The following is a 23,777-nucleotide window of genomic DNA, read 5'->3' on the forward strand; positions in this document are numbered from 1 at the left end:
CGTTTTTTGCCCCCCCCCCGCCGGGCCCCCCCCCCCCGCCCGCCCCCGGGGGGGCGGGGCCCCGGCCGAGATAGGCCTCCAGCAGGGCGGCCAGCGCCGCCCGCGAGGCCAGGGCGGACAGCGGCGCCGCGGCGAAGCGCGCGGCCTGGCGCAGCCGGCCGGCCTCGTCGGGATCGAACGGCCGGGTGCCGGCCCAGGCCAGCACGGCCGGCCCGGCGGTCTGCTCCTGCACTGGACCCGGCCCCAGCCCGGACAGCCAGTCGCGGCCGCCGCGGCCGGGCGGTCCGGCCGTGGCCAGCGGCATGCCGGCGAAGCCAAGCGCCTCGATCACCGCCCCGGTGCCGGCCCGCCACAGCCAGGTGCGGCGGGCGACGATCGGATGCGGCACGGCCAGGGTCAGGGCGGCGCCGGCCAGCGGCAGCCCGTCGGCCAGCAGGCGGCCGCCGAGCTCGGCCAGGAAGCGGTCGGGTCCGGGCGAGGCGCCGGCCTCGTCCAGCAGCCAGGCGAGGGGCGCGGGCAGATCCATGCCGCGATCATGCCGCCGCCGGGCGGGATCTGTCACGGGTGGTGAACCCCGGCCGCGCCGTGTTATTTTGCCGGCTGGACTCGGGACCGGCGACAGGGGAAGCCCATGGACGAGCCGACCGTCTTCCGGCGCGAGATGCGGCTTCCGGCGCCGCCCGCCACCATCTTCGCCTTGCTGACCGACCCGCAGAAGATCCTGCGCTGGATGGGAATTTCGGCGACGCTGGAGCCGCAGCCCGGCGGCCTCTACCTGCTCGACGTCAACGGCAAGGACAGGGTGCGTGGCGCCTTCCGCGAGGTGGTGCCGGTGCACCGCCTGGTCTACAGCTTCGGTTGGGAGGGCAATGCCGAGGTCCCGCCGGCGTCGAGCCAGATCGAGATCGACCTGATCGAGCAGCCCGACGGCACGCTGATGCGGATGACCCATAGCGGCCTGCCGCCCTCGGCCGTGCCGGCCCATGCCAAGGGCTGGGCGCATTACCTCGACCGGCTGGCGGCCGTGGTCGCCGAGCTCGACCCCGGCCCCGACGTGATGCCCTGCGACGCGCCGAGGGGCTGATCGCCGCGCCCGCGGCCGGGCGCAACGCCATTGGCGCAACCGTGGAGGAGACCGATGCCAGACGCTCTCGTCGTCCGCCGCGAAACCCATGTTCCGGCGCCGCCCGCCGCGGTGTTCGCGCTGCTGACCGACCCCGAGCAGATCTTGCGCTGGATGGGCACCGAGGCGCAGCTCGACCCGCAGCCCGGCGGGCTGTACCTGGTCAACGTCACCGGCGCCCGCTTCGCCCGCGGCGCCTTCCGCGAGGTGGTGCCGGTGCATCGCCTGTCCTACAGCTTCGGCTGGGACGGCAGCGAGGTGGTGCCGCCGGGATCGAGCCTGGTCGAGATCGACCTGGTCGAGCAGCCGGACGGCACGCTGCTGAAGATGACCCACACCGGCCTGCCCAATGCCGAGCAATGCGCCGGCCACGCCGAGGGCTGGGCCCACTACCTCGACCGCCTGGCCGAGCTCGCCGGCGGGCGCGACCCGGGCCCGGATCCCTGGCTCGGCCGGACCGGCTGATTTCGGTTGTCGGAGTCCGGCGTCCCCGTTCGTCCTTCGGAGAGACCTGTTCCGGAGGTGAGCCATGGACGAGTTGCCGGTCATCAAGTCGCGTCGCAAGGGCCGAAGCCAGACGCAGAGCATGCTGATCCCGAGCGAGGGCATGGTCGCCGACGCGCTGCGCGCGGCGCCGCCCGGCCGGCTGTCGGATGTCGCGGCGCTGCGGCGGGCGCTGGCGGTGCAATACGGGGCCGATGCCTGCTGCCCGGTCACGACGCAGCGCCACCTGGTGCAGATCAGCCAGGACGGCAGCGCGCCCTTCTGGCGCGTCGTCGACCCCGACCGGCCCTTCGCCCGGCGCATGGCCGGCGGGCCGGACCGCATCCGGGAAAGGCTGGCGGCGGAACGCTGACCCGCCCCTGCCGAGGCGGCCCCGTCAGTCCTCGTCCCTGCGCGCCAGCCGGGCCTCGCGGGCGTCGTTGATGTACTGGGCGGCGACCAGCCAGCCCTTCAGCGGCCGCAGCAGCGCCAGGCAGCCGCCGATCAGGAGCGGCACCGAGGTCAGCAGGTGCACCCAGATCGGCGGCTCATGGGCCAGCTCCAGCCAGGCGGCGAAGGCGATCACCGGGAAGCTGACGATCGAGATGACGAAGAAGGCCGGGCCGTCCGCCGGGTCGGCGAAGCCGTAATCCAGGCCGCAGACGTCGCAGCGCGGCGCCAGGGTCAGGAAGCCCCGGAAGAGATGGCCCTTGCCGCAGCGCGGGCAGCGCGCCCGGATACCGACCTCGAAGGGCCTCAGCGTCGGGTAGATGGGCTCGGCCATGGTGATCCCTGTGGCAGGCCGCAGGGTGGCTGCGGTCGATTGTATGGATCTTAATCTAGTGTTGCCATACACTTCGGTCAAGCATATGGTAGATGCGATGAACCGCCGCAGACAATAACCATGTCGAAATACCGCTCGATCGTCGCCGCCCTGGCCGACCGGATCCGCTCCGGAGAGCTGGGGCCGGGCGCCCGTCTGCCGGCGCAGCGGCAACTGGCGACGCAGCTCGGCGTCGACCTGACCACGGTCACGCGTGCATACACCGAGCTGAAGCGTATGGAGCTGGTCGAAGGGCGCACTGGCAGCGGCAGCTTCGTCCGCGGTGCCCCTGCCGCCGTCGCGGCCCCGGCCCGGGAGCCGGTCGCGTTCGACCTCGGCATGAACGTGCCGCCGCGGCCCCCGGGCCTGGGCGGCCGGGTGGCCCGGGATCTGGCGGCGCTGCTGGCGGGGCCGGAGGGTGCGGCCAGCCTCGGCTACCAGCCCAGCGGCGGCACGGCGGCCGACCGCAAGGCCGGCGCCTCCTGGCTGGCCCGGCGCCTCGGGCCGACCGTGGCGGATCGGATGGTGGTCGCGGCCGGAACCCAGAGCGCGCTCTTTGCTCTGCTCGATCTGCTGCTCGGCCGCGGCGACACCCTGGCCTGTGCCGGGCTGACCTATGCCGGCATGCAGGCGGTTGCCGGGCATCTGGGCCTGCGCCTCGCCGGTCTGGCCCATGATGGCGACGGCCTCGACCCGCAGGCCTTCGAGGCGCTATGCCGGGCGGCTCCGCCCAAGGCGCTCTACCTGGTCCCGACCATCGCCAACCCGACCACGGCGTCGCTGCCGCTGGAGCGCCGGCAGGCGATCGCCGCCATCGCCCGCCGCCACGGCGTCGCGATCGTCGAGGACGACGCCTATGGCGCGCTGCCGGAGGCCGCGCCGCCGCCCGTCGCCGCCTTGGCGCCGGAGATCACGTGGCACGTCGCCTCGCTGTCGAAATGCGCCACGCCGGCACTCCGCATCGCCTATGTCGCGACGCCGGACGCGGCGGCGGCGCTGCGGCTGACCGGGGGGCTGCGCGCGATCAGCCTGATGGCGTCGCCGCTGACCGCCGGCCTGGCCACGCGCTGGATCGGCGATGGCACACTCGACGCGCTGACGGTGGAGATCCGGGCGGAGAACCGGGCCCGGCAGGGCTTGGCTGCGAAGCTGCTGCCCGCCGGCACGGTCGCCGCCCATCCGGACGGCAACCATCTCTGGCTGTCCTTGCCGGAAGGCTGGACGGCGACCGCCTTCACTGCCGCGGCACGGGAGTCCGGGCTGCTGGTGGTGCCGGCCGACGCGTTCGATGTTACGGGCGCCGGCGCGCCGCCGCGGGCGGTGCGGCTGTCGCTCGGCGGCGTGCCCGACCGGACCGCGCTGGAGCGGGCCCTGCTGCGCCTGTCCGGCCTCCTGGCCTGGCCCGGCGCACCGGGCGCCGCGATCGTATGAGTCACCCCTCCGCGGCCACCGCCGCCCAGCGGCCCTTCACCTTCTCGAAGCTGTGCGGCGGCATCGGCACGAAGCCCGCGCCGTCCCAGCGCCGCGGCTCCAGCGTCAGCCGGTCGCCGTCGACCAGGATGCGGTTGTAGGCGTTCGGCTCGTTGCGCCGCCGGCTCGAGGTCGCGGTCGCCGCCTGCGCCACCAGGATCGGCCGGCGCACCCTTCCGTGATGGGTGGTGACCTCGCCGTAGAAGCCCCGGTGCAGATGGCCGGTCAGGATCAGGTCGACCCCGGCGGTGGCGAAGAAGCGCAGCGCCGTCTCGGCCCGCCCGATCAGCTTGGTCTCCGGGGCGTCGGGCGGCGGCAGGAAGGGATGGTGCGCCACCACGATCTTCAGCATGCCGCGCGGCAGGGCCCGCAGCGTCTCGCGCACCCGCTCGATCTGCTCCAGGCTGATCGAGCCGTGCGACCAGTTCCAATGCGCCACCAGCCGCCGGGCGGTGTTGACGCCGATCAGCACGATGCCGTCCTGGACCAGCAGCGGCGCCGTGTCCGGGGTGATGTAGCGGCGATAGCGCGAGAACGGCTTGGTGAAGCGCGACAGCAGGTTGTGCCGCGGGATGTCGTGGTTGCCGGGCACCACGATGTAGGGGGCCGGCAGCCGGTCCAGGAAATCCCGCGCGGCCGCGAATTCGCCGCTGTGCGCATCCTGGGTCAGGTCGCCGGAGACGGCGATGACCGAGGGCTTGAGCGCCTTCAGCTCGGCCAGCAGGGCCTCGACCAGGGCCGGCTCGGTGCGGCCGAAATGCAGGTCTGAGATGTGGGCGACGCTCTTCATCACTCCGGCATGGTGGGCGTGTCGGGAACGGCGCGCGGCACCAGCACGGTCAGCGCGCGGGGCAGGATGCGATAGCGCAGCGGCGTCGCCAAGAGGTGGTTCTCGCCGTCATTGGCGACCCATAGCCGCGGCCGGCGCGAGATCACGTTGACGCGGCGCGCGGCCAGCGCCGCCGCGGCGGGGTCGTGCTGCCAGGTACCGGCGACGAGGCGGGCGATCAGGCGCCACAGGTCGAGCCGGCGGTCGATCCGCGCGGCGTAGACGCCCAGCGTGCCGCCGTCCAGCGCGGTGCGGGTGTGGATCGCGGCGAAGCCCTCGGCCAGCGGGTTGTTGGTGATCGCGAGGGTGCGGGTGACCAGCCGCACCGGTCGGCCGTCGGCCTGCAGCACGACATGCAGCCGCGGCCCGCGGTCGAAGCCGCGGAAGAAGAAGCGGACCAGGCGCAGCCATTTCAGCGGCCCGGGGTCGTGCCGCATCCGCTCGCGCTGAAGCACCATGCGCGGAGCGATGCCGGGCAGCGAGCTGTTCAGGAAGATCCGGTCGTTGACCAGGGCGACGTCGATCCGCCGGGTGGCGCCGGCCAGCAGCACCGGCAGCGCCGCCTCGGGCGACAGCGGGATGCCGAGGTCGCGGGCCAGGAGGTTGGCAGTGCCGAGCGGCAGGATGCCGAGCGGCCGGCCGGCCCCGGCGCGGCTCTCCGGCAACAGGCGCTCGGCCGCGGCGATGATGGTGCCGTCGCCGCCGCCGACCAGGATCGCCTCGGCGTCCGACGCGATGGCGGCGTCCAGCGCCCGGCACAGCGCCGCGCCCTCGGCCACCGCAACGCGCGCCTCGGCCCCGGCCTCGGCCAGGATCTGCTCCAGCCGCGCCGCGATGGTCTCGGGCGTGCGGCCCAGCAGGGCGCCGGCGGCGCCGTTCAGCACCAGCGCCACGCGCATTCCGGCCTCAGGTCATCGGGCGGTGCCGGTGGTGCCGCCCTCGCAGGTGCAGGCAGTGCTCGGGATGGTGCCGCCCGGGATCGGGCAACTGCCATACATCGTGACGCAGCGATAAGCCGCGCCGGCCGAGGGCAGCGGCAGCAGCGGGTTGCTCGGCGCCTTGCGGCTCAGGCTCTCCGCCTGGCGCGGCGCCGGCACCGGCTGCGGCCGGAACGGCGCCAGCTGCGGCGGGTTGAGCTGCCCCGGCGGCGTGATCGGCGGGGTGGCCGGGCGCTGGCCGCGGATGATCGGCGGCGACCCGATGCCGCCGGCGCAGGGGCTGCCGATCTGGCCGGGGTCGACGATGCATTGCGCCATGGTGGGCGCCGTGGCGGCGGGGGCGGCCGCGACGACGAGGCCGGCGGCGAGCGCCAGGCGGATCAGCGGGCTCATGCTGATGAGATGTGCGGGGTTGCGGCTTCTTCAATGGTCGAAGGCCGCGATGTTTCGCTGCGCTTCCTTCGCGTTTCGTTCTAAGCTGGGACAGGAATCGGAAGTCGGGCGTGGTGCCGGGCCATTGCCGGCCGGCGGAGCGCAACCGAGCTTCGAAAACAGTCGCAGATCCTATCGATAGACGCAGCCGGCCGGCGCTGTCCAGGTCGGCCGGCTGCGTCCCGTCAGCCCAAGCCACCGAGAGGCAGCCATGGCTTTCACGTTGAAGATCAACGGCACACCCCATGAGGTCGATGTCGACGGCGACACCCCGCTGCTGTGGGTGCTGCGCGATGTGCTCGGCATGACCGGCACCAAGTTCGGCTGCGGCCTGGCCCTGTGCGGCGCCTGCACCGTGCATGTCGACGGCCAGGCCGTCCGCTCCTGCCAGACTTCGGTCGACAGCGTCGGCGACAGCGCCGTCACCACCATCGAGGCGATCGGCGGCACGCCGCAGGGCCAGGCCCTGCAGAAGGCGTGGCTGGAGCTGGAGGTGGTGCAATGCGGCTACTGCCAGTCCGGCCAGATCATGTCGGCGGCCGCACTTCTGGCCGAGACGCCGAAGCCGACCGATGACGACATCGACGCCGCGATGTCCGGCAATGTCTGCCGCTGCGGCACCTATCAGCGGATCCGCGCCGCGATCCACAAAGCCGCGGCCTGAGGGAGGGTTCGATCATGCCTGATGGCTCGCACACCCTCGATCGCCGCGGCTTCCTCAAGGTCGGCGCCGCTGTCGGCGGCGGCCTGGCCCTCACCGTCGCCCTGCCGCTGGCGCTGCGGCCCGCCTTGGCGGCAGCCGAGGCGGCCGGCTTCGCGCCCAACGCCTTCATCCGCATCGACCCCCAAGGGCTGGTCACGCTGGTGATGCCGTCGGCCGAGATGGGCCAGGGCATCTACACCGCCGAGGCCATGCTGCTGGCCGAGGAGCTGGAGGTCGGGCTCGACCAGGTCCGGCTCGAGCATTCGCCGCCCAGCGACGCGCTCTACGCCAATCCGCTGATCGGCGCCCAGCTCACCGGCGGCTCGACCTCGGTCCGCGGCTTCTGGACGCCGCTGCGCCAGGCCGGCGCGGTGGCGCGCACCCTGCTGATCGCCGCCGCCGCCAAGCAGTGGGGCGTCGACCCGTCGACCCTCAAGGCGCAGCTCGGCAAGGTCACTGACGGCAAGCGGTCGCTGGGCTATGGCGAGCTGGCCGACGCCGCGGCGGCGTTGCCGGCGCCGGACCCGAAGACCGTGGCGCTGAAGGACTTGAAGGACTTCACCATCATCGGCAAGCCGGCCAAGCGGCTGGACACGCCGGACAAGGTGAACGGCAAGGCCGAGTTCGGCATCGACACCAAGCTGCCGGGCATGAAGGTCGCCGCGATCGCCATCTCGCCGGTGCTGGGCGGCAAGCCGAAATCGGTGGACGAGGCCGCGGCGATGGCGGTCAAGGGCGTCCGCCAGGTGGTGAAGACCGACGAATCCGTCGCCGTGGTCGCCGATCATATGGGCGCGGCCAAGAAGGGGCTCGAGGCCGCGGCGATCCAGTGGGATGACGGCCCGAACGCCAATGTGAACAGCGCCGACCTGGTCCGCCAGCTGGAGGAGGAGTCGAAGAAGCCGGGCGCCGTGGCCCGCAACGAGGGCGACGCCGACAAGGCGCTCGCCGGCGCGGCGCAGCGGCTGGAGGCGATCTACCAGGTGCCCTTCCTGGCGCATGCGGCGATGGAGCCGATGAACTGCACCGTCCACGTGCGGAAGGACAGCTGCGAGATCTGGGTCGGCACCCAGGTCCCGACCCTGGCCCAGGCCGTGGCCGCGCAGGTTACCGGCCTGCCGAAGGAGAAGGTGCAGGTCCACAACCACCTGATCGGCGGCGGCTTCGGCCGGCGGCTGGAGGTCGACGGCATCGCCCGCGCCGTCAAGGTGGCGCAGCAGGTGGACGGCCCGGTGAAGGTGGTCTACAGCCGCGAGGAGGACATCCAGCACGACATGTACCGGCCGCACTACTACGACCGGTTCTCGGCCGGGCTGGACGCGCAGGGCAAGCCGGTGGCCTGGACCCATCGCATCGCCGGCTCCTCGATCATGGCCCGCTACTTCCCGGCGGGCTTCAAGGACGGGGTCGATGCGGACGCGGTCGAGGCCGCGGCCGAGCCGCCCTACGCCTTCCCGGCGATCCGCGTCGAATATGTCCGGGTCGAGCCGCAGGGGGTGCCGACCTCCTGGTGGCGCGGCGTCGGCCCGACCCACAATGTCTTCGTGGTCGAGAGCTTCATCGACGAGCTGGCGGCCGCGGCGAAGCAGGATCCGGTCGCCTACCGCAAGGCCCTCCTGGGCCACAATCCGCGCGCCCTGGCCGCGTTGACCCTGGCGGCGGAGAAGGCCGGCTGGGGCACGCCGATGCCGAAGGGCCACGGCCGCGGCGTCATGGTGCAGTTCGCCTTCGGCAGCTATGTCTCGATGGTGGCGGAGGTCGAGGTGGCAGGCGACGGGTCGATCAGGGTTCATCGCCTGGTCTGCGCCGTCGATTGCGGCCTGACGGTCAACCCGGACACGATCGAGGCGCAGGTCCAGGGCGGCGCGATCTTCGGCCTGACCGCGGCGCTGCACGGCGCCATCACCTTCGCGAATGGGCGGGTGGAGCAGGGCAATTTCGACACCTACCTGCCGATGCGGATCGACGAGGTGCCGGTGATAGAGACCCATCTGATCAAGAGCGCCGAGGCCCCCGGCGGCATCGGCGAGACCGCGACCGCCGCCGTCTCCCCGGCGGTGGCGAACGCGATCTTCGCCGCCACCGGCAAGCGCCTGCGCAGCCTGCCGTTCGACACGGACCTGCTGAAGTCGTCGTCCTGACAGGCCGGTTTCCGGCGGGGGCCTCGGCTCCCGCCGGCGCAACCCCGGACGACGTCCGGGCTCCCGAAGGGAAGAGGAAGAGAAATGAAGCTGACACAGTGGGCTCTCGCGGCCCTGCTGACCGCTGGCGTTGTGTCGCCGGCCCTGGCCGATGGCGACGCGGCGCGGGGCCAGACCCTGTTCTCGCGCTGCAGCGCCTGCCATGCGGTGACCGAGCAGAACAAGCTCGGGCCGCATCTCTCCGGCGTGTTCGGCCGCGCCGCCGGGACGGTCGCGGGTTATACTTACTCCAAGGCCATGGCCGCCTACGGCAAAACCTGGGACGAGGCCACGCTGGATACGTTCCTGACGGCGCCGAACAAGGCCGTGCCGGGCACCAAGATGGCGGCCGGCGCGATCGCCAACCCGCAGGACCGTGCCGACATCATCGCCTATCTGAAGACGCTCGGGGCGTCGTAGGACCCAGCACCACAACAGAAGCCGTCATGGCGAGCCCCGCAGGGGCGTGACCATCCAGCGGCACCGCCCTCTGGATGGCCACGTCGCTTCGCTCCTCGCCAAGACGGGGAAGAGCTGGAGAGCCGCTCTCAAAGGGCCGCTGGTGAGGGGCGGCTCCGGCCTCTCCATCTGTCCGTCACCCCATCCACACCGCCTCGACATTGTTGCCGTCCGGGTCGATCAGGAAGGCGGCGTAGTAGGTCGGGCTATAGTCGGCCCGCAGCCCCGGCGCGCCGTTGTCGCGGCCGCCCGCGGCCAGGCCCTGGGCATGGAAGCGGTCGACCGCCGCCCGGTCCGGCGCGCGGAAGGCGACATGCGTGCCCGCGCCCGCCGCTGCGGAGCGATACAGCCACAGCGCCGGCGCGCCGGCCGGGCCGAGGCCGGCATCGGCATCGCCGCGGGAACACACCTCGTGGCCGAGCGGCGCCAGCACCGCCTCATAGAAGCGCAGGCTGGCGTCGAGATCGCGGACCTTCAGGCCGACATGGTCATACATGGCAGAACCTCCGTCGTGAGCCGGAGGTCATGCTGCGGCGATCGGGCCAGCCTTTCTTGGAGGATCTTGCGGTCGCCCAGCGCCGCCTTGCGAAACCGCTGCGGCGAGACGCCGGCGGCGCGGTGGAAGCTGCGGACGAAGTTCGACAGGTCGCCGAAGCCGACGTCGTAGGCGATATCGGTCACCGGCCGCGCATCCTCCGCCAGCAGGCGGGCGGCACGGCGCAGCCGGGCGCGGACCAGGTACTGGTGCGGGGTGACGCCCAGGCTGCGGGCGAAGATCCGCAGGAAGTGGAACGGGCTGAGGCCGACGGTCCGGGCCGCGCCATCCAGGTCGACCGGCTGGTCGGCGTTGGCGTCGATCCACAGCGCCGCCTCCACCGCCCGGCGGCGGTCGCGCGCCGCCGGCTCGGCCGGCCGCGCCCCCCGCCCGGTCACCAGGCCGACGAAGCGGGCGGCGAAGGCGATGCCGACCTCGTCCAGCCCCAGGTCGCTGCGGCCTGTCGCGGCGGCCTGGGCCAGCTCGCCCAGCACCATCAGCCCGGGCAGCGGCGGCATCGCCCCGGCGCGCCAGGCGGCAGGGTCGTCGCCGATCGCCTCGACCAGCGCCGGGGTCAGCTCGAAGGACAGGCACTCGTCGCCGCCATGGTGGTGCTCATGGCTGCAGGTGAACTCGTCGCCCGGATGGCCGACCAGCACCGACCCCGCCACCAGCTCGTCGATCCGGCCCAGCTGCCGGCAGCCGAAGCTGCCGCGCCGGACATAGGCGACGGAATGGCACGCATGCAGCTCGGCGAAGGGGCGGTCGCCCGGCCCGGCGCTGCACCGGTAGTCATAGACCGCCATCGACGGGCGCTGCAGGATCTGTTCGGCGGGCATGCGCCGACTCTGCGCGCCCCCGCCGCGCCGGGCAAGCCTTCAGGCTACGCCTGCTCAGGCGGCCAGGGATTCGGTGCCGTAGCCGACCCAGAATCTGGCGATTTAGTTCATCCGACCTGTTCTTGCGGTCGCGGCGATAGCCCCCGCGGATGAGACGACGCGGTCGCGGAGAAGCGAATAGACTCTCCGTCCGTCTTCATCTCCGCAAATGTCGATGAGATCCGCCTCGTGTATCATTAGAATGTCTTGCTTTTCGTACCAAATTGAATGAAGATAAAGGGCTTTTTTGAGCGCTTCGATGTTTGCTATCGGAGGATTCTTCTGAGCATCACGTTCAAATTCTTCGTAGATGATCTTGGTGCACAAAACGGAACTGCCGTCCCTCGGCAAGAGGATATGCTCCACCGCACAGTTCCAACGAAAATTGACGAATTGCAGTTTCGCATCCTCAAAGCTGACATTGTGCAAGCCCGTGTCTCTGGGCACGCCGAAAATCTCATTCTGCTGGCTATCAAAAAAGCTCTCGCCAAAGAACATCACGTCCCACAGGTTTCCGATGAACCTGCATCCCCAGAATCCTGAGACCTTGAAGTTGATGCGCCTGAGGTCGCCGCGGAACGTCACCCCTTCGAAGATCGCATTGACGAACCCAGTTCGGGCGAAGCGAACCTTCTCGAACAGGCAGTCGCGATAGACTGAATGGCGAAGCCCCAAAATTGCGGCTCTCATGTCGGTGCCGACGAAACGACAATTCTCGAAGTGATTGCCGAGATCCGCCATGTTGGTCATGTCGGCCCGGTCGAAGATGCAGTTCGTGAAGCGCGAATTGCTGATCCTGAAGTGCGGCAGGCTGGCGTGGCTAAAGTCGGCATTGTCGATGGACAAGCCATCGACCTCCGTAATGCCCTCCGATTTTCGCAACGGCGCTCCTCGGAAATCATGTGCGCCTTCTGCGGTTAAGCCAAAGGGAGAGGCAGCACCCGGTACTGGGGACTGTCCCGCCCAGCGCTCCTTGAGGTGCTTGCTCATGCTTGTCACCAATGCGTGATGGAAATTCGCCGCGATACAGGGGAGGCAGTGCTGTCAAAAATCTCGGTGCCATAGGCTAATTCTGTGGCCGGCGACGACGCCGGGCAATAGGGCTCCGGCCGCCGTTCGGTCTCGCCATCGCTCGCATCGTCATCGCGAGCCCCGCAGGGGCGTGGCGATCCAGCGGCGCCGACCTCTGGATCGTCACGGCGCTTCGCGCCTCGCGATGACGGTTTTGGATTGCCCTGGACTGCTCTCCTAGGATCAATCGAACAGCGAGGCCTGGGCGGCGGCCGCGGCGCCTTCGATCCGCAGCATGCGCAGCTTGGTGTCGACCCCGCCGGGGGCGGAGAAGCCGCCGGGCTTGCCGCCGGCCGCCAGCACCCGGTGGCAGGGCACCACGATCGGGAACGGGTTGTGCCCCATCGCCTGGCCGACGTCGCGGGCCAGCAGCGGGTCGCCCAGCCGCTTCGCGATCTCGCCATAAGTCATGGTCGACCCCGGCGGGATGGCGCGGGCGATGGCATAGACCCGGCGTTCGAACTCCGGCACGCGGCCGAGGTCGACCGGCACGTCGGACAGGTCGATGCGCTCGCCACGCAGCAGGGCGCCGATACGCTCGATCACCCGGGCGATCTCGGGCGGGGGCGCTTGTTCCTCGGCGCCGGGGCAGCGGCGGAGCAGGCGCATCCGCGTCTTCTCCGGGCTCGACCCCGGCAGCTGCACGCCGGTGATGCCGCGCGGGCCCCAGGCGATGCCGCAGGGGCCGATGGCGGTCTCGAACAGGGTGTAGAGATGCTCGCTCATGGGCCGGATCCTACCACCCACCTCCCGGTCGGTCGGCCCGGTTCTTGCGGTCAAACTCAGTGGCCGACCGCGGCGGGACCTGGCTCGGCCGCCGCCTCGATCTCCGCCTCCTGCGGCCTGGCGCCCGCGGGCCGCGGCGCGATCGGGATCAGCCAGATGGCGACGAAGGTCAGCACCGCCACCCCGGCCACGCCCCAGAAGCTCCAGTGCAGCGCTTGGTCGAACACCATGCGCACCGACGGGTCGGCGGCCAGGTCGGCCAGCCCGTCCGGCCGGTTCAGCACGTCGTGCACGCCGGCCGCCAGGGCGCCGCTGCCGAAATGGGCGATGCCGAAATTCAGCACCGCGCCCAGCGCCGTGGCGCCGATGGTGTTGCCCAGGCTGCGGGCGAAGATGATCGAGGCGGTGGCGCTGCCGCGCATCGACCAGTCGACGCTGTCCTGCACCACGGCGATGGTGGTCAGGCTGATCAGCCCCATGCCGAAGCCCATCAGGAACGACCCGGCCCCGGCCAGGGCCGGGTGGCTCTGCGGCGTCAGGAACAGCAGCACGGCGGCGCCGACCGGAAACAGCAGGCTACCCGCGCGCAGGGTGCGGCGGATGCCGAAGGCGCGGTAGAAGCGGCTGGACAGCATCACCGCCATCGGCCAGCCCACCACCAGCATGGTCAAGGTGAAGCCGGCGACGATCGGCGACCGGCCGAGCACGCCCTGGACATAGACCGGCAGGATCGTGGTCAGGCCGATCAGCGCCATGCCGGCCAGCAGGGTGGCGGCGTTGCTGGTGGCGATCAGCCGGCGGCCCCACAGCGCGATCGAGATGATCGGCTCCGGCGCCCGCCGTTCCTGCCGCAGGAACAGCCAGCCGGAGACGAGGAACACCAGCGCCAGCCCGCCCAGCAGCGGCGCGCCGGCATCGGTCTCGGTCAGGATCACCAGCAGCGACACCACGGCGATCGTGAACAGCCCGGCGCCGGCATAGTCGATCTTCACCTCCCGCGGCTCGATCCTCTCCTTCAGGAACAGGATGAAGCCGGCGATGGTCAGCACGCCGAAGGGCAGGTTGATCCAGAAGATCCAGGCCCAGGACAGGGTGTCGACGATGACGCCGCCGGCCAGCGGGCCGATGACGGCGGAGGTGGCCCAGACGCTGGCCATCATGCCCTGGGCGCGGCCGCGCTCCTCCAGCTTGTACAGGTCGCCGATCACGGTCATGGTCACCGGCGCGATCGCCCCGGCGCCCAGCCCCTGCAGCAGCCGGAACAGGATCAGCGACCCCATCGACCAGGCGAAGCCGCACAGCACCGACCCGGCCAGGAACACCGCGGTGCCGCCGATCAGCACCGGCTTGCGGCCGAACACGTCGGCCATCTTGCCGTAGATCACGGTGGCGGTGGTCTGGGCCAGCAGGAAGGCCGAGAACACCCAGCTGTAATAGGTGAAGCCGCCGAGCTCGCCGACGATGCGCGGCATGGCGGTGGCGACGATCGTCGCCTCGATCGCGATCATGAAGGTCGCCAGCATGATCGAGGCGATCAGGAACGGTCGCTTCGACCGGTCGACGGCAGTGGACATGGCGTTCCTCCGGGCCTGGGGCAGGCCGGTGCGGCGGACGGGTCTCGGACGATGACGGATGACTCATCCTACATCTGACTCCGGGCCGGCGGATGGGGGTGCAAAGCAGCCATGCGTCGGTCGTTTCCCCGGTGCCCTGGGGGATTGCCCGCGGGCGCCGCCGGCCCAGCTTTGTGGACGGACACAAGGGGAGGGGACCATGCTCTACAAGGGAAGCTGCCATTGCGGCCGCGTCGCCTTCGAGGTCGAGGGCGAGCTGGACGGCGCCGTTTCCTGCAACTGCTCGATCTGCGCCCGCAAGGGCGCGCTGCTCTGGGCCGTGCCGCATGGCGCCCTGCGGCTGCGCGCGGCGCCGGTGGACCTCGGCACCTACCTGTTCAACCGCCACGTCCTCCAGCACCGCTTCTGCCGGAACTGCGGCATCCACGTCTTCGCCGAGGACACCGCGCCGGGGGCGGAGCGGTCGGCCTACATCAACATCCGCTGCCTCGAGGACATCGACCTGGCGGCCGTGCCGGTGCATCAGTTCGACGGCCGGTCGATGTGAAGGCCAGGCGCCGCCGAGGCTGCGGGATCAGGGCCGGGGGCCGCGGCGCGCCCAGGCGACGACGAACAGGCAAAGCGCGATAACGGCACCGAGCTCGGCCCAGAAGAAGACGAGGATGTCGAGCCGGACGCCCAGCGGCGGCGCGCCCGGCAACGCCATGCGCAGCGCCGGCAGCGCGAAGATCACGGCGCCAAGCGCGCCGACGAGCGTGACCTCGATCCGCCGGATGCCGATGAACACCAAGCTGCCGATGACAAGGGCGCAGAGCGCCATGACGATGATGGCGCCATAAATCGCAGTGCCGAAGAACGCGACGGCTCCCGTGCGACGGACAGCGAATTGGAGCTGCAGTTCATCGGCGGTCGGTCCTGCCGCCTGCTGCGCCTTCACGGTGTAGCCGAGGAGACCTTCCCAGACCGTGACACGGATCGGCAGCGGCGCCTCGGTGCCGTCCTGGCTTCGTTCGCTCGCCGCCAGCGTCATGGCCGATACATACCGGTCGAGGGGATAGTCGCGCACGGTTCCGTCATCGAGATCGAATTCGAAGGTGACCTCGGGAAGAGGCTGGCCGGCCCCGATATGCACATGCTCGATCTGCTTGCCGCGCTTGATCTGGATCATGAAATCGCGATCAGCGGTCGTCGACGCCGCATCCACCAGGGATGGATCAGGCGTCATGCTGATCCGCATCTCGAGAGAATCGTTGACCGGATCGACCTGAATCGGCTGCAGGTAGAGCTTGACCCTGGCATCGCCGGCCGACGCACCGAATTCGGTTTCGACCGGCGGGGTCGACACATCGATCCAGGCAAGCACGAGAGCGTAGGCGATCACACAGCCGGCCAGCAGCACGGTCAGCACCAGGGTCCGGCGCGGCAGCGAAACGGGCCGTGCCGGTGAGGCCTTTTCTCCGGCTGCATCGACGGCCGATGTGTCCGAGACGTCGTCCACGGCCTCTCACCAAGTTTGCGGGGATCATTTCAGAGCCGAGGCTGGGACGGCAAGGCCAGATCGGCCAGCTACACCCTAAGCCTTAGTCCCGGTCCAGCCCCGGAATTCCGGGCAGAGCGGCGACCAGATGGTCGACGAAGGCGCGGACCCGGCGTGGCACGAAGCGGCCGGAGGGGTACACGGCATGCACCTCCAGGGGCGCATAGGCGTAGCCCGGCAGCACCCGCACCAATTCGCCGCGGTCGAGCAGCGGCTGCACCAGCGGCAGCTGGGCGCCGCCGATGCCGATCCCGGCGCGGATCGCCTCGATCAGCACGAAGGCGTTGTTGGCCAGGAAGCGCGACCGCACCCGCACCTCCAGCGGCCCGTCCGGGCCGACCAGCGGCACCGCGTCGCCGGAAGCGGCCCAGCTGAAGCGGACATGCGGGTGCCGGGCCAGATCCTCCGGCGTCTCCGGGCTGCCTTGGGCGGCGACATAGCCGGGTGAGGCCACCAGGATCCGCCGCAGCGTCGCCAGCCGGCGCGCCACCAGGCCGGGCGAGGCCAGGGCGCCGAGGCGGATGGCGACGTCGACGCCCTCGCCGATCAGGTCGGCATAGCGGTCATCGGCGATCAGCTCGACCGCCAGCTCGGGATGGCGTCGCTGGAAGCCGATCAGGATCGGCGCCAGATGCGCCTGGCCCAGCCCGGCCGGCGCATGCACGCGCAGGCTGCCGGCCAGCGTGTCCGACGGTTCGGCCAGCCCGTCCTCGGCCTCGGCCAACGCCTCCAGGATGCGCCGGGCCTGGGCGTGATAGCGCTCACCCGCCTCGGTCAGGGCCAGGCGGCGGGTGCTGCGGTTGAGCAGGCGCACGCCAAGCCGCCGCTCCAGCGCCGCCACCTGCTGGCTCACCGCCGGCTGGGTCAGGCCGAGGTCGCGCGCCGCTGCTGACAGGGTGCCGAGCTCCGCCACCCGGACGAAGGTGGCCATGGTGGTGAAGCGGTCCATCCCATCATCTCAAAGCTGTGCTTATGAATGATAATGGATTTTGTGGTCTACTCAATCCATCCAGAATGAATGATCTCTGGGCCGGAGCCTGCGGGCGATCGGCATGGAGAGAGCGATGGACCGGAAGACGGCGCTGGTGGTCGGGGCCCAGGGGGTGATCGGCCGCAACCTGGTGGAGCATCTGGCGACGCTGGAGGAGTGGGACGTGATCGGCCTGTCGCGCCGCGGCGGCGCGGCGGCGGGCCGCATCCGGCACATCGCCGTCGACCTGCTCGACCCCGCCGATGCGCGCGACAAGCTCGGGGGCCTGCGCGATGTCACCCACATCTTCTACGCCGCCTTCCAGGACCGACCGAGCTGGGCCGAGCTGGTGGCGCCGAACCTGGCCATGCTGGTCAGCGCGGTGGAGGCGGCGGAGGCGCCGGGGCTGCGTCATGTCAGCCTGATGCAGGGCTACAAGGTCTATGGCGGCCATCTCGGCCCGTTCAAGACCCCGGCGCGGGAGGACGACCCCGGCCCGATGCCGCCAGAATTCATGATCGACCAACTGGCCTGGCTGCAGGCGCGCGCCGCCACCCGGGGCTGGGGCTGGTCGGCGATCCGCCCGGCGGTGGTCGGCGGCACGGCGCTGGGCAACCCGATGAACCTGGCCGTCGCCATCGCCGTCTACGCGTCGATGGCAAAGGAGCTGGGTGTGCCGTTCCGGTTCCCGGGCAAGCCGGGCGCCTATGGCAAGCTGCTGCAGATGACCGATTCCGGCCTGCTGGCCCGGGCCACGGTCTGGGCCGCGACCGACCCGCGCGCCGCTGGCCAGGCCTTCAACATCGCCAATGGCGACCTGTTCCGCTGGACCGATCTGTGGCCGCGCCTGGCCCGGTTCTTCGACCTCGAGGTGGCGCCGCCCCTGCCGATGCCGCTCGCCACGCTGATGGCGGACAAGGAGCCGCTGTGGCGGTCGATGATCGTGAAACACGGGCTGGCGCCGACCCCGTATCGCGACGTGTCGTCCTGGCCCTTCGCCGATTTCGTCTTCGGCCTCGACTACGACATGTTCGGCGACACCTTGAAGTCGCAGCGCTTCGGCTTCCACGACGGGGTCGACACCGAGACCATGTTCCTCGCCATCTTCCGAGATCTGCGGCGGCGCCGGATCATCCCATGACCGGCCAAGCACAACAAAGCCGCAATTGAAGAGTAGAACAGAAAGGCTCCCGGCATTCGGGGAGCTTTGAGAGCAGGTCTGCATAATTTGATATGATGTTCGATTCTTAGTCGGCAGGGGCGTCTTCGCTCTCCGGCTGCGCCGATCGACTGATCGTCACAAGAAGGCGTGCGGCGGTGAAGGGGTCATCGCCGCGACAATTCCTGGGCAATGCGAGACAGATTGTGGGCCGGACGTCCACGCCGCTGGCGGCGGGGCGACACCGGCTTTGCGCGCAGTCGGAACGCAGCTCCGCACCTGCTTTCCCCCATCTGCGGAGGCTGGCCCTCCGCACCCAGGAGGCCTTCATGGCAAAGAGACCCGAACCCCCGAAGGAGCAGGGCGTCACCGTCCGCGTGGCCCTGCCGGACGACGACCGTGCCCGCAAGGCGTCGCTCGCCGTCTACGCCTTTTCCCAGGGCGGCAAGCTGATGGATGTGAAGCCGCTCGATGCGAAGGGCGAGGTCGCCCTGCGCGTGCCGATCGGCGCCGAGGGCACCAATCTTCGGCTGCTGGTCGGCCCGCGGCTCGAGGACCAGGACCGCTCGGTCGCCGAGCTGATGCGCCGCGGCGCGGTCGAGCGCCATCTGCGGGTCGACCGCGGCGCCGAGCGCCTGGCGATCGACATTTCGGTCGGCCTCGACACGATCCTGTGCTGGCTGCGCGGCCTGTGCGTGGTCCGCGGCACGGTGCTGAAGCGCACCACGCTGGGCGGGCAGAGCATCGACCTGCCGGTCTGCAACGCCACGGTCGAGGTCTATGAGGTCGACCGCTTCCCGATCATCCTGCCGAAGCTGCCGAAACTGGTGTTCGACCGGCTGCGCGACATCATCCTGCATCCGGTCCCGCTGCCCGACCCGATCCCGGACCCGCTGCCGGGCCCGTTCCCCGGGCCGTTCCCGCCGCCCGGCCCCGGCCCGGACCCGGCGCCGTTCCAAGGCGCGGCCGTGCTGCGCCGGCTGAGCCCGGAGGTCGCGCCGCAGATGATGCACAGCCATGCCGAGGCGGCCACCGCCCTGGCCGGGCTGGAGCAGGCCAGCGCCCTGCGCTTCGCTGCGCGGACGGCCAGCGATCTCGACTTCCAGCGCGTTCTCCTGGACCACGAGCTGCTGCTGCGGCCGATCTTCTGCATCCTGTTCCCCGGCTTCTTTACCATGCAGCGCGTGGCCACGGCGCACACCGATGATTGCGGCCACTTCCGCACCCTGTTCTTCCAGGGCTGCCACAACCACGACACGCCGGACCTGTACTTCAAGGTCAAGCAGCGCTTCCTGTGGTGGGACATCGTCATCTACGCGCCGACGCCGGTGCCCTGCTACACGTGGTGGAACTACGCCTGCGGCAGCGAGGTCACGCTGATCACGCACCATCCGCTGGCGCGCACCTGCCCGCCCTGCGAGCCGGTGGTGGCCGGCGACAACTGGGTGCTGTTCACCGCGATCGGCCAGACCTCGATGAATGCGATCTTCGGCAATTCGGACGCGCTGCAGGGTGGCACGACCCCGGCCAATCGCGGCCTGACCGGCGGCGGCGCGCCGTTCGGCGGCACGCTCAGGCCGCAGCTCTTGTTCGACAACAGCCTGCGCGAGACCTTGGGGGTGAAGTACTACCGCCTGTTCTGGCGCCGCGCCGGCACCGTGCCCTGGATCCAGATGGTCGGCGATGTCGGCCGCCACTACACCTATGACGGCGGCGGCGGGCAGCCGGTGAGCTCGCTCTACAAGCTGGGGCCGTTGTCACCGCCGGACGCGCCGGTGGCGAACCTGTTCGAGATCCCGCCCTCCCTGCCACCGCAGGGCGTCTGGGGGCCGGTGATCGCGCCGGTCGACTACCAGAACGGCGTGTTCGACACCACGCTGCCGGCGCCGGGCATCACCTACAATGCGAATGGCGCGGAGGTCGGGTCCGACCAGTCCGGCAAGTTCGAGATCCGGCTCGAGCTGTTCGACACCGCCGGCAACCCGGTCGACATCGCGGCGCTCGGCATCCGTTACTTCGTGCCGGATGTCGACAACCTGGCCGGCACGATCACCACGGTCGACGCGGCACCGCTCGGCCTGGTCGACGGCAATGCCATGGTCGTGACCGTGCATGTCGACAACAACCCGACCTATGCCGAGATCGACGCGCCGACCATCGGCTCGGCCTCGGCCGACCCGTGCTGCGGCGTGCTCGGCTTCACCCCGGGCGACATGGTCACGCTGCCGTGGCGGGCGAAGCACAAGAACGGCTTCGCCAGCTACAGCTTCGTCACCAAGCGGGTCGACGAGGTGGTGTTCTCGACCTCCGGGCCGGTCGGGCTGGTGGGCAACCACAGCACGGTGCAGAGCGCGCAGGGGCTGATGGACGCCAACCTGCCGCCCGGCTGCCTGCCCGGCGGCTGCAACGTCGCCGCCTTCGCCTCGGCCGAATACGTCACGGCGATGGCGACCGACGGCTGGGGCCGGCTGCAGTATCTCGACAGCGCCGATTTCGAGGCCTTCACCCTGAGCCGGGGCGGCGTGGCCTAGGATCGGAGGACCGAAAAGGGGGCTCTCCGCTGCGGCGGGGAGCCCTCGCATCATGCCGGCGGCGCCGCCGCGGACAAGCTCGGGTCAGCTTTCGACCCAAAGGCGACGTGGAATCGATCGCTTTCCAAATTGATCGGTTGGAGTGCGTCTACTTGCTCGGAGAACACTGATAATAAAACAATATGGTTTGTCCATACGGCCGGACAGCAGGATTTACTGCGATTCCGCTGGACAGATCAATTGTCCACATTCCAATATGGCCGCTTCCAATCTCATGTATTATATATACATAATTATAATCTCTCGCATACGACACTTCTGTGATATTTTCTTCCATTAAGAGAGAATCCGTGCCGCCGTGTGTTTGTGAAAATATGTAACCATCTTTGATATTTATTCTTGCTTCAAGGTAATATTCGCCGGTTCTTCTGAAATCTTCTGATCTGCCCACTGGCAATGCTGAAGTGTTTTGGACAAAATGACCCGACCTTTGGAGGCATTCCCAATCTTTGGCCTGCTTCCATTGCGGCGGAAGGCTGGAAATTGTCTTTAGGAAAGGTGAACTTTCTGCAATAGCCATCGATGGCATAGCTACAAATGCTAGCAACAATGCAAGCGCGCTCGGTCGCATATAGCCCCCCAATGCAATAAGACTCATCATGTTCGCAACCGGCGCCAGCGTCGAGCGCAATCACATCGAGGTTGAGTTTCAACTTCCTGTCTGTGAAGCGTCCCGGACTTCCGCTTTCCGCCCTTTGCTGTCATTGCGGGGCGCTATTCACCATCGGCATGAAGGACCCGCTCCGCCTTTACCGCGCCATCTTCGCCGCGATGCCGTCGAGCAGCAGGGCGAGGCCGTAGTCGAACGCGGCATCCGGATCGGCGTCGCGCACCGCCGCCATGCCCTCGGCCAGCAGCGGATAGCCGGCGAGCTCCGCGGCGGCCATCCGCTCGCCCTCGCGCTTGCCAGCGTCGGCGGCATCGGCCTGCTCTTCCAGCACCCAGCCCACCACATAGCGGCCGATGGCTATCTCGGCGCGCAACGCATCGGCCGGGCTGAGGCCCTGCGCACACAAGAGGGCGGTCTCGGATTCGACCGCGGCGAATTCTTCCGGCTCTGGCCGGGTGCCGGCGTGCAGCCGGGCGCCGTCGCGCCGCGCCAGCAGCCCCCGGCGGAACCGGCGCGCATCCTCGGCGATCCATTCCCGCCAATCGGCGCCGGGCTCGACAGGCCGGTCCATCCCGGCCTCCACCATCATCGCCTTGGCCATGGCGTCCAGGAGGGCGCGCTTGTTCTTGAAGTGCCAGTACAGGGCGGGGGATTGCACGCCCAGCCGCTCGGCCAGGCGGCGGGTGCTCAACCCGTCGATGCCGACCTCGTCCAGCAGATCCAGCGCCGTCCGGATCACCACATCCCGCTGCAGCTTCATCGCCCGGTCACCGGACGGCCCGCTCTCCCCGCGTCATTGCGAGGAGCGGAGCGACGAAGCAATCCAGGGGCCGGAGCGAACGGCCCTGGATTGCTTCGCTGCGCTCGCAATGACGGTTGGGGACGGGACATGCGGTGGTGGTCCTGGTCAATCGCTCTCTGGTCGAGCCGCTTGACAGGCTAGCCGCAATCGGTTCCTTATCGGTGATAAATTTATCATCGATAAGGACTGCTCTCATGGTCTCCATCGCCCCGGCCGCGACCGCAAGGCTGGAGAGGATCCCGGCCGCGCTGTGGCGCCAGGCCGCGATCCTGGTCGGCGGCGGCTTCCTGTCGCGGCTCACCACCTCGATCGTGAACATCGGCCTGGCGCCGATGGGCGAAGGCTTCGGCGTGCCGCTCGACACCATGCAATGGGTGGCGACCGGCTATCTGCTGGCCCTGGCCGCCTCGATCCCGATCAGCGCCTGGGCGGCGCGACGGGTCGGGCCGACCCGGCTGTGGTTCGCCAGTTTGATCCTGTTCATCCTGGCCTCGGTCGCCTGCGCCCTGTCCGCCACGGCCGGGCAGCTGATCGCGGCGCGGGTGCTGCTGGGCCTGTGCGGCGGCCTCCTGGTGCCGGTCGGGCAGATGTTGCTCGGCATGGCCGCCGGGCCGGGGCGGATGGGCCGGCTGATGGGCACGATGGGCCTCGTCGTGGTGCTGGCCCCGGCGATCGGCTCCACCGTCGGCAGCGCGCTGCTGGCCTGGCGCGGCTGGCCCTGGCTGTTCTGGATCAACCTGCCGCTCGGCCTCGCCGCCCTCCTGGCCGGCTGGCTCTGGCTGCCGCGGACCGAAGCCGGACAGGCGGGCGCCGCCGGCCGCCTCGACCTCCCCGGCCTTGTCCTGCTGACTCTCGGCCTGCCGCTGATGACCTGGGGCGTCGTCGCCATCGCCCAGGCCGGCGGCTTCGGTGCCGCGGCGGCGGATGGCGCACTGTTGCTGGGCCTCGCCCTGATCGCCGGCTTTGTGCTGCGGGCGCGGCGGATGGAGGCGCCGCTGATCCGCATCGGCCTGCTGCGCGAGCGCATCTTCGGCCCGGCCGGGCTGATCCTGCTCTGCGGCGGCTTCACCGTGTACGGGGCGCAGATCGCGCTGCCGCTCTACTACCTGCTGGTGCGGCACGAGACGGTGTTCATGGCCGGCCTGCTGATCCTGCCACAGGATCTCGGCATCGCCCTGGCCATGCCGCTGAGCGGACGGCTGGCCGACCGCTTCGGCGGCGGCCGGCTGGTGGTGGCCGGCGTCCTCCTGACCGTGCTCGGCACCGTGCCGCTGGCCTTGCTGGAGGTGCACACAAGCTATCTCTGGCTCTCCGCCGTGCTGGTGGTGCGCGGCTTCGGCATGGTGCTGTCGGCGATGCCGGCGATGACGGTGGCTTTGGCCTCGCTGCCGAAGGAGCGGGTGCCGGACGGGGTGCCGCTGCTCAACATCCTCGACCGCACCGGCGCCTCGATCGGCGCGGCGCTGGCGGTGGCGCTGTTCGGCCTGTTCCTGCCGCCCGGCCCGGCCTACCCGATGGGGGCGCTGGCCGCCTTCGACGCCACGCACGGCATCCTGGCGCTGGTCGCCGCGCTGCCGCTGCTGCCGGCGCTCCTGCTGCTGCGGGCGGAGCGGCGGGCCTAGAGACCGTCTGATAATGCTACTGGCGCGGCCGTCTGACGGCGGACTCGAAGCTTCCGGTGCTCACGGAGTATAACGTCCGCTGCGCGCCGGTTCTCGAAGCCACCACAGGCCGACTCACGCCAGCGCATTCTCAAACGATCTCTTAGCGCGGCCGGCCGCGGCGCTGCTGCGGCCGGCGCCGATCGGGCCGGGGAGCGGCCGGGCGCGCCGGCGGGGGGGGGGGGGTGGGGGGGGGCAGACGGGCGGAGCCGGGCCCCCGCGC

Annotated in this window: 25 protein-coding genes; 11 read left to right on the forward strand and 14 right to left on the reverse strand. The window is 70.2% G+C overall.

The genetic code is table 11. From position 1 onward, the window contains the following. A partial coding sequence (locus tag AAHM41_RS26250; protein WP_446719489.1) for a hypothetical protein occupies positions 1-526 on the reverse strand: 526 nt, incomplete at its 3' end. Between the two features lie 105 nt (positions 527-631). Between AAHM41_RS26250 and AAHM41_RS26255 the strand changes: the two genes are divergently transcribed. The 3 genes from AAHM41_RS26255 to AAHM41_RS26265 all read left to right on the forward strand — a co-directional run bounded on the left by AAHM41_RS26255 (position 632) and on the right by AAHM41_RS26265 (position 1,979). Beyond that, entirely contained in the window at positions 632-1,084 is a 453-nt protein-coding gene (locus AAHM41_RS26255; RefSeq protein WP_342239556.1) for an SRPBCC family protein, read from the forward strand. 54 nt (positions 1,085-1,138) lie between these two features. Next, positions 1,139-1,588, forward strand: coding sequence for an SRPBCC family protein (locus AAHM41_RS26260; RefSeq protein ID WP_342239557.1), 450 nt, complete (start codon positions 1,139-1,141; stop codon positions 1,586-1,588). A gap of 64 nt (positions 1,589-1,652) precedes the next feature. Further along, positions 1,653-1,979: a hypothetical protein gene (locus tag AAHM41_RS26265; protein ID WP_342239558.1), complete on the forward strand. Its 327-nt coding sequence runs from the start codon at positions 1,653-1,655 to the stop codon at positions 1,977-1,979. Positions 1,980-2,003: 24 nt separating this feature from the next. On the opposite strand, the gene AAHM41_RS26270 is transcribed toward AAHM41_RS26265, so the two are convergent. Next, positions 2,004-2,390, reverse strand: a complete 387-nt coding sequence (locus tag AAHM41_RS26270) for a DUF983 domain-containing protein (protein ID WP_342239559.1) — start codon at positions 2,388-2,390, stop codon at positions 2,004-2,006. 120 nt (positions 2,391-2,510) lie between these two features. Here AAHM41_RS26270 and AAHM41_RS26275 point away from each other — a divergent pair, with 120 nt between their 5' ends. Beyond that, positions 2,511-3,860: an aminotransferase-like domain-containing protein gene (locus AAHM41_RS26275; RefSeq protein ID WP_342239560.1), complete on the forward strand. Its 1,350-nt coding sequence runs from the start codon at positions 2,511-2,513 to the stop codon at positions 3,858-3,860. 1 nt (position 3,861) lies between these two features. On the opposite strand, the gene AAHM41_RS26280 is transcribed toward AAHM41_RS26275, so the two are convergent. Genes AAHM41_RS26280 through AAHM41_RS26290 form a run of 3 tightly spaced genes read right to left on the reverse strand, consistent with a single transcriptional unit; the run spans position 3,862 to position 6,059 of the window. Further along, positions 3,862-4,689 (reverse strand): metallophosphoesterase family protein, encoded by an 828-nt coding sequence (locus tag AAHM41_RS26280; protein WP_342239561.1) that lies wholly within the window; start codon positions 4,687-4,689, stop codon positions 3,862-3,864. After that, positions 4,689-5,627, reverse strand: a complete 939-nt coding sequence (locus tag AAHM41_RS26285; protein ID WP_342239562.1) for a diacylglycerol/lipid kinase family protein — start codon at positions 5,625-5,627, stop codon at positions 4,689-4,691. Before AAHM41_RS26285 ends, AAHM41_RS26280 begins: the two co-directional genes overlap by 1 nt. Positions 5,628-5,639: 12 nt before the next feature. Continuing rightward, complete coding sequence (locus AAHM41_RS26290; RefSeq protein ID WP_342239563.1) at positions 5,640-6,059, reverse strand: hypothetical protein; 420 nt, start codon at positions 6,057-6,059, stop codon at positions 5,640-5,642. A gap of 250 nt (positions 6,060-6,309) precedes the next feature. Here AAHM41_RS26290 and AAHM41_RS26295 point away from each other — a divergent pair, with 250 nt between their 5' ends. The 3 genes from AAHM41_RS26295 to AAHM41_RS26305 all read left to right on the forward strand — a co-directional run bounded on the left by AAHM41_RS26295 (position 6,310) and on the right by AAHM41_RS26305 (position 9,401). Next, the gene (locus tag AAHM41_RS26295; protein WP_342239564.1) at positions 6,310-6,762 is read left to right on the forward strand and encodes a (2Fe-2S)-binding protein; all 453 of its coding nucleotides are present in this window, start codon (positions 6,310-6,312) and stop codon (positions 6,760-6,762) included. Positions 6,763-6,776: 14 nt separating this feature from the next. Beyond that, a complete protein-coding gene (locus AAHM41_RS26300; protein WP_342239565.1) occupies positions 6,777-8,942 on the forward strand; it encodes a xanthine dehydrogenase family protein molybdopterin-binding subunit in 2,166 nt (721 codons plus the stop codon). Positions 8,943-9,026: 84 nt separating this feature from the next. Next, positions 9,027-9,401 carry a c-type cytochrome gene (locus AAHM41_RS26305; protein WP_342239566.1) on the forward strand — a complete coding sequence of 125 codons (375 nt, stop codon included), beginning with the start codon at positions 9,027-9,029 and terminating at the stop codon, positions 9,399-9,401. Positions 9,402-9,576: 175 nt separating this feature from the next. Here AAHM41_RS26305 and AAHM41_RS26310 read toward each other — a convergent pair whose 3' ends face one another. From AAHM41_RS26310 to AAHM41_RS26330, 5 genes are all read right to left on the reverse strand, one after another. Beyond that, entirely contained in the window at positions 9,577-9,936 is a 360-nt protein-coding gene (locus tag AAHM41_RS26310; protein ID WP_342239567.1) for a VOC family protein, read from the reverse strand. Beyond that, a complete protein-coding gene (locus AAHM41_RS26315; RefSeq protein ID WP_342239568.1) occupies positions 9,915-10,814 on the reverse strand; it encodes a helix-turn-helix domain-containing protein in 900 nt (299 codons plus the stop codon). Before AAHM41_RS26315 ends, AAHM41_RS26310 begins: the two co-directional genes overlap by 22 nt. 102 nt (positions 10,815-10,916) lie before the next feature. Next, entirely contained in the window at positions 10,917-11,843 is a 927-nt protein-coding gene (locus AAHM41_RS26320; RefSeq protein ID WP_342239569.1) for a pentapeptide repeat-containing protein, read from the reverse strand. A gap of 264 nt (positions 11,844-12,107) precedes the next feature. Beyond that, positions 12,108-12,650 carry a methylated-DNA--[protein]-cysteine S-methyltransferase gene (locus AAHM41_RS26325; protein WP_342239570.1) on the reverse strand — a complete coding sequence of 181 codons (543 nt, stop codon included), beginning with the start codon at positions 12,648-12,650 and terminating at the stop codon, positions 12,108-12,110. Positions 12,651-12,706: 56 nt separating this feature from the next. Continuing rightward, positions 12,707-14,224: an MDR family MFS transporter gene (locus tag AAHM41_RS26330; RefSeq protein ID WP_342239571.1), complete on the reverse strand. Its 1,518-nt coding sequence runs from the start codon at positions 14,222-14,224 to the stop codon at positions 12,707-12,709. Positions 14,225-14,423: 199 nt separating this feature from the next. Between AAHM41_RS26330 and AAHM41_RS26335 the strand changes: the two genes are divergently transcribed. Then, positions 14,424-14,771 carry a GFA family protein gene (locus tag AAHM41_RS26335; RefSeq protein WP_342239572.1) on the forward strand — a complete coding sequence of 116 codons (348 nt, stop codon included), beginning with the start codon at positions 14,424-14,426 and terminating at the stop codon, positions 14,769-14,771. 27 nt (positions 14,772-14,798) lie between these two features. Here the strand turns inward: AAHM41_RS26335 and AAHM41_RS26340 are convergent, their stop codons facing one another. Together AAHM41_RS26340 and AAHM41_RS26345 are read right to left on the reverse strand one after the other, a co-directional pair. After that, the gene (locus AAHM41_RS26340) at positions 14,799-15,722 is read right to left on the reverse strand and encodes a DUF4436 family protein (protein ID WP_342239573.1); all 924 of its coding nucleotides are present in this window, start codon (positions 15,720-15,722) and stop codon (positions 14,799-14,801) included. Between the two features lie 82 nt (positions 15,723-15,804). Further along, positions 15,805-16,710, reverse strand: a complete 906-nt coding sequence (locus AAHM41_RS26345) for a LysR family transcriptional regulator (RefSeq protein WP_342239574.1) — start codon at positions 16,708-16,710, stop codon at positions 15,805-15,807. A gap of 115 nt (positions 16,711-16,825) precedes the next feature. Here AAHM41_RS26345 and AAHM41_RS26350 point away from each other — a divergent pair, with 115 nt between their 5' ends. Further along, positions 16,826-17,872, forward strand: coding sequence for an SDR family oxidoreductase (locus AAHM41_RS26350; RefSeq protein WP_342239575.1), 1,047 nt, complete (start codon positions 16,826-16,828; stop codon positions 17,870-17,872). A 347-nt stretch (positions 17,873-18,219) separates the two neighbouring features. Further along, the gene (locus tag AAHM41_RS26355) at positions 18,220-20,421 is read left to right on the forward strand and encodes a hypothetical protein (RefSeq protein WP_342239576.1); all 2,202 of its coding nucleotides are present in this window, start codon (positions 18,220-18,222) and stop codon (positions 20,419-20,421) included. Positions 20,422-20,569: 148 nt separating this feature from the next. On the opposite strand, the gene AAHM41_RS26360 is transcribed toward AAHM41_RS26355, so the two are convergent. After that, on the reverse strand, positions 20,570-21,082 hold the full coding sequence (locus tag AAHM41_RS26360; RefSeq protein ID WP_342239577.1) for a hypothetical protein: 513 nt from the start codon (positions 21,080-21,082) through the stop codon (positions 20,570-20,572). 148 nt (positions 21,083-21,230) lie between these two features. After that, the gene (locus tag AAHM41_RS26365; protein WP_342239578.1) at positions 21,231-21,851 is read right to left on the reverse strand and encodes a TetR/AcrR family transcriptional regulator C-terminal domain-containing protein; all 621 of its coding nucleotides are present in this window, start codon (positions 21,849-21,851) and stop codon (positions 21,231-21,233) included. Between the two features lie 236 nt (positions 21,852-22,087). On the opposite strand from AAHM41_RS26365, the gene AAHM41_RS26370 reads away from it, so the two are divergent. Further along, positions 22,088-23,515: a DHA2 family efflux MFS transporter permease subunit gene (locus AAHM41_RS26370; protein ID WP_342239579.1), complete on the forward strand. Its 1,428-nt coding sequence runs from the start codon at positions 22,088-22,090 to the stop codon at positions 23,513-23,515. Positions 23,516-23,777: the final 262 nt, after the last annotated feature.

The organism is Inquilinus sp. OTU3971, assembly GCF_038440215.1.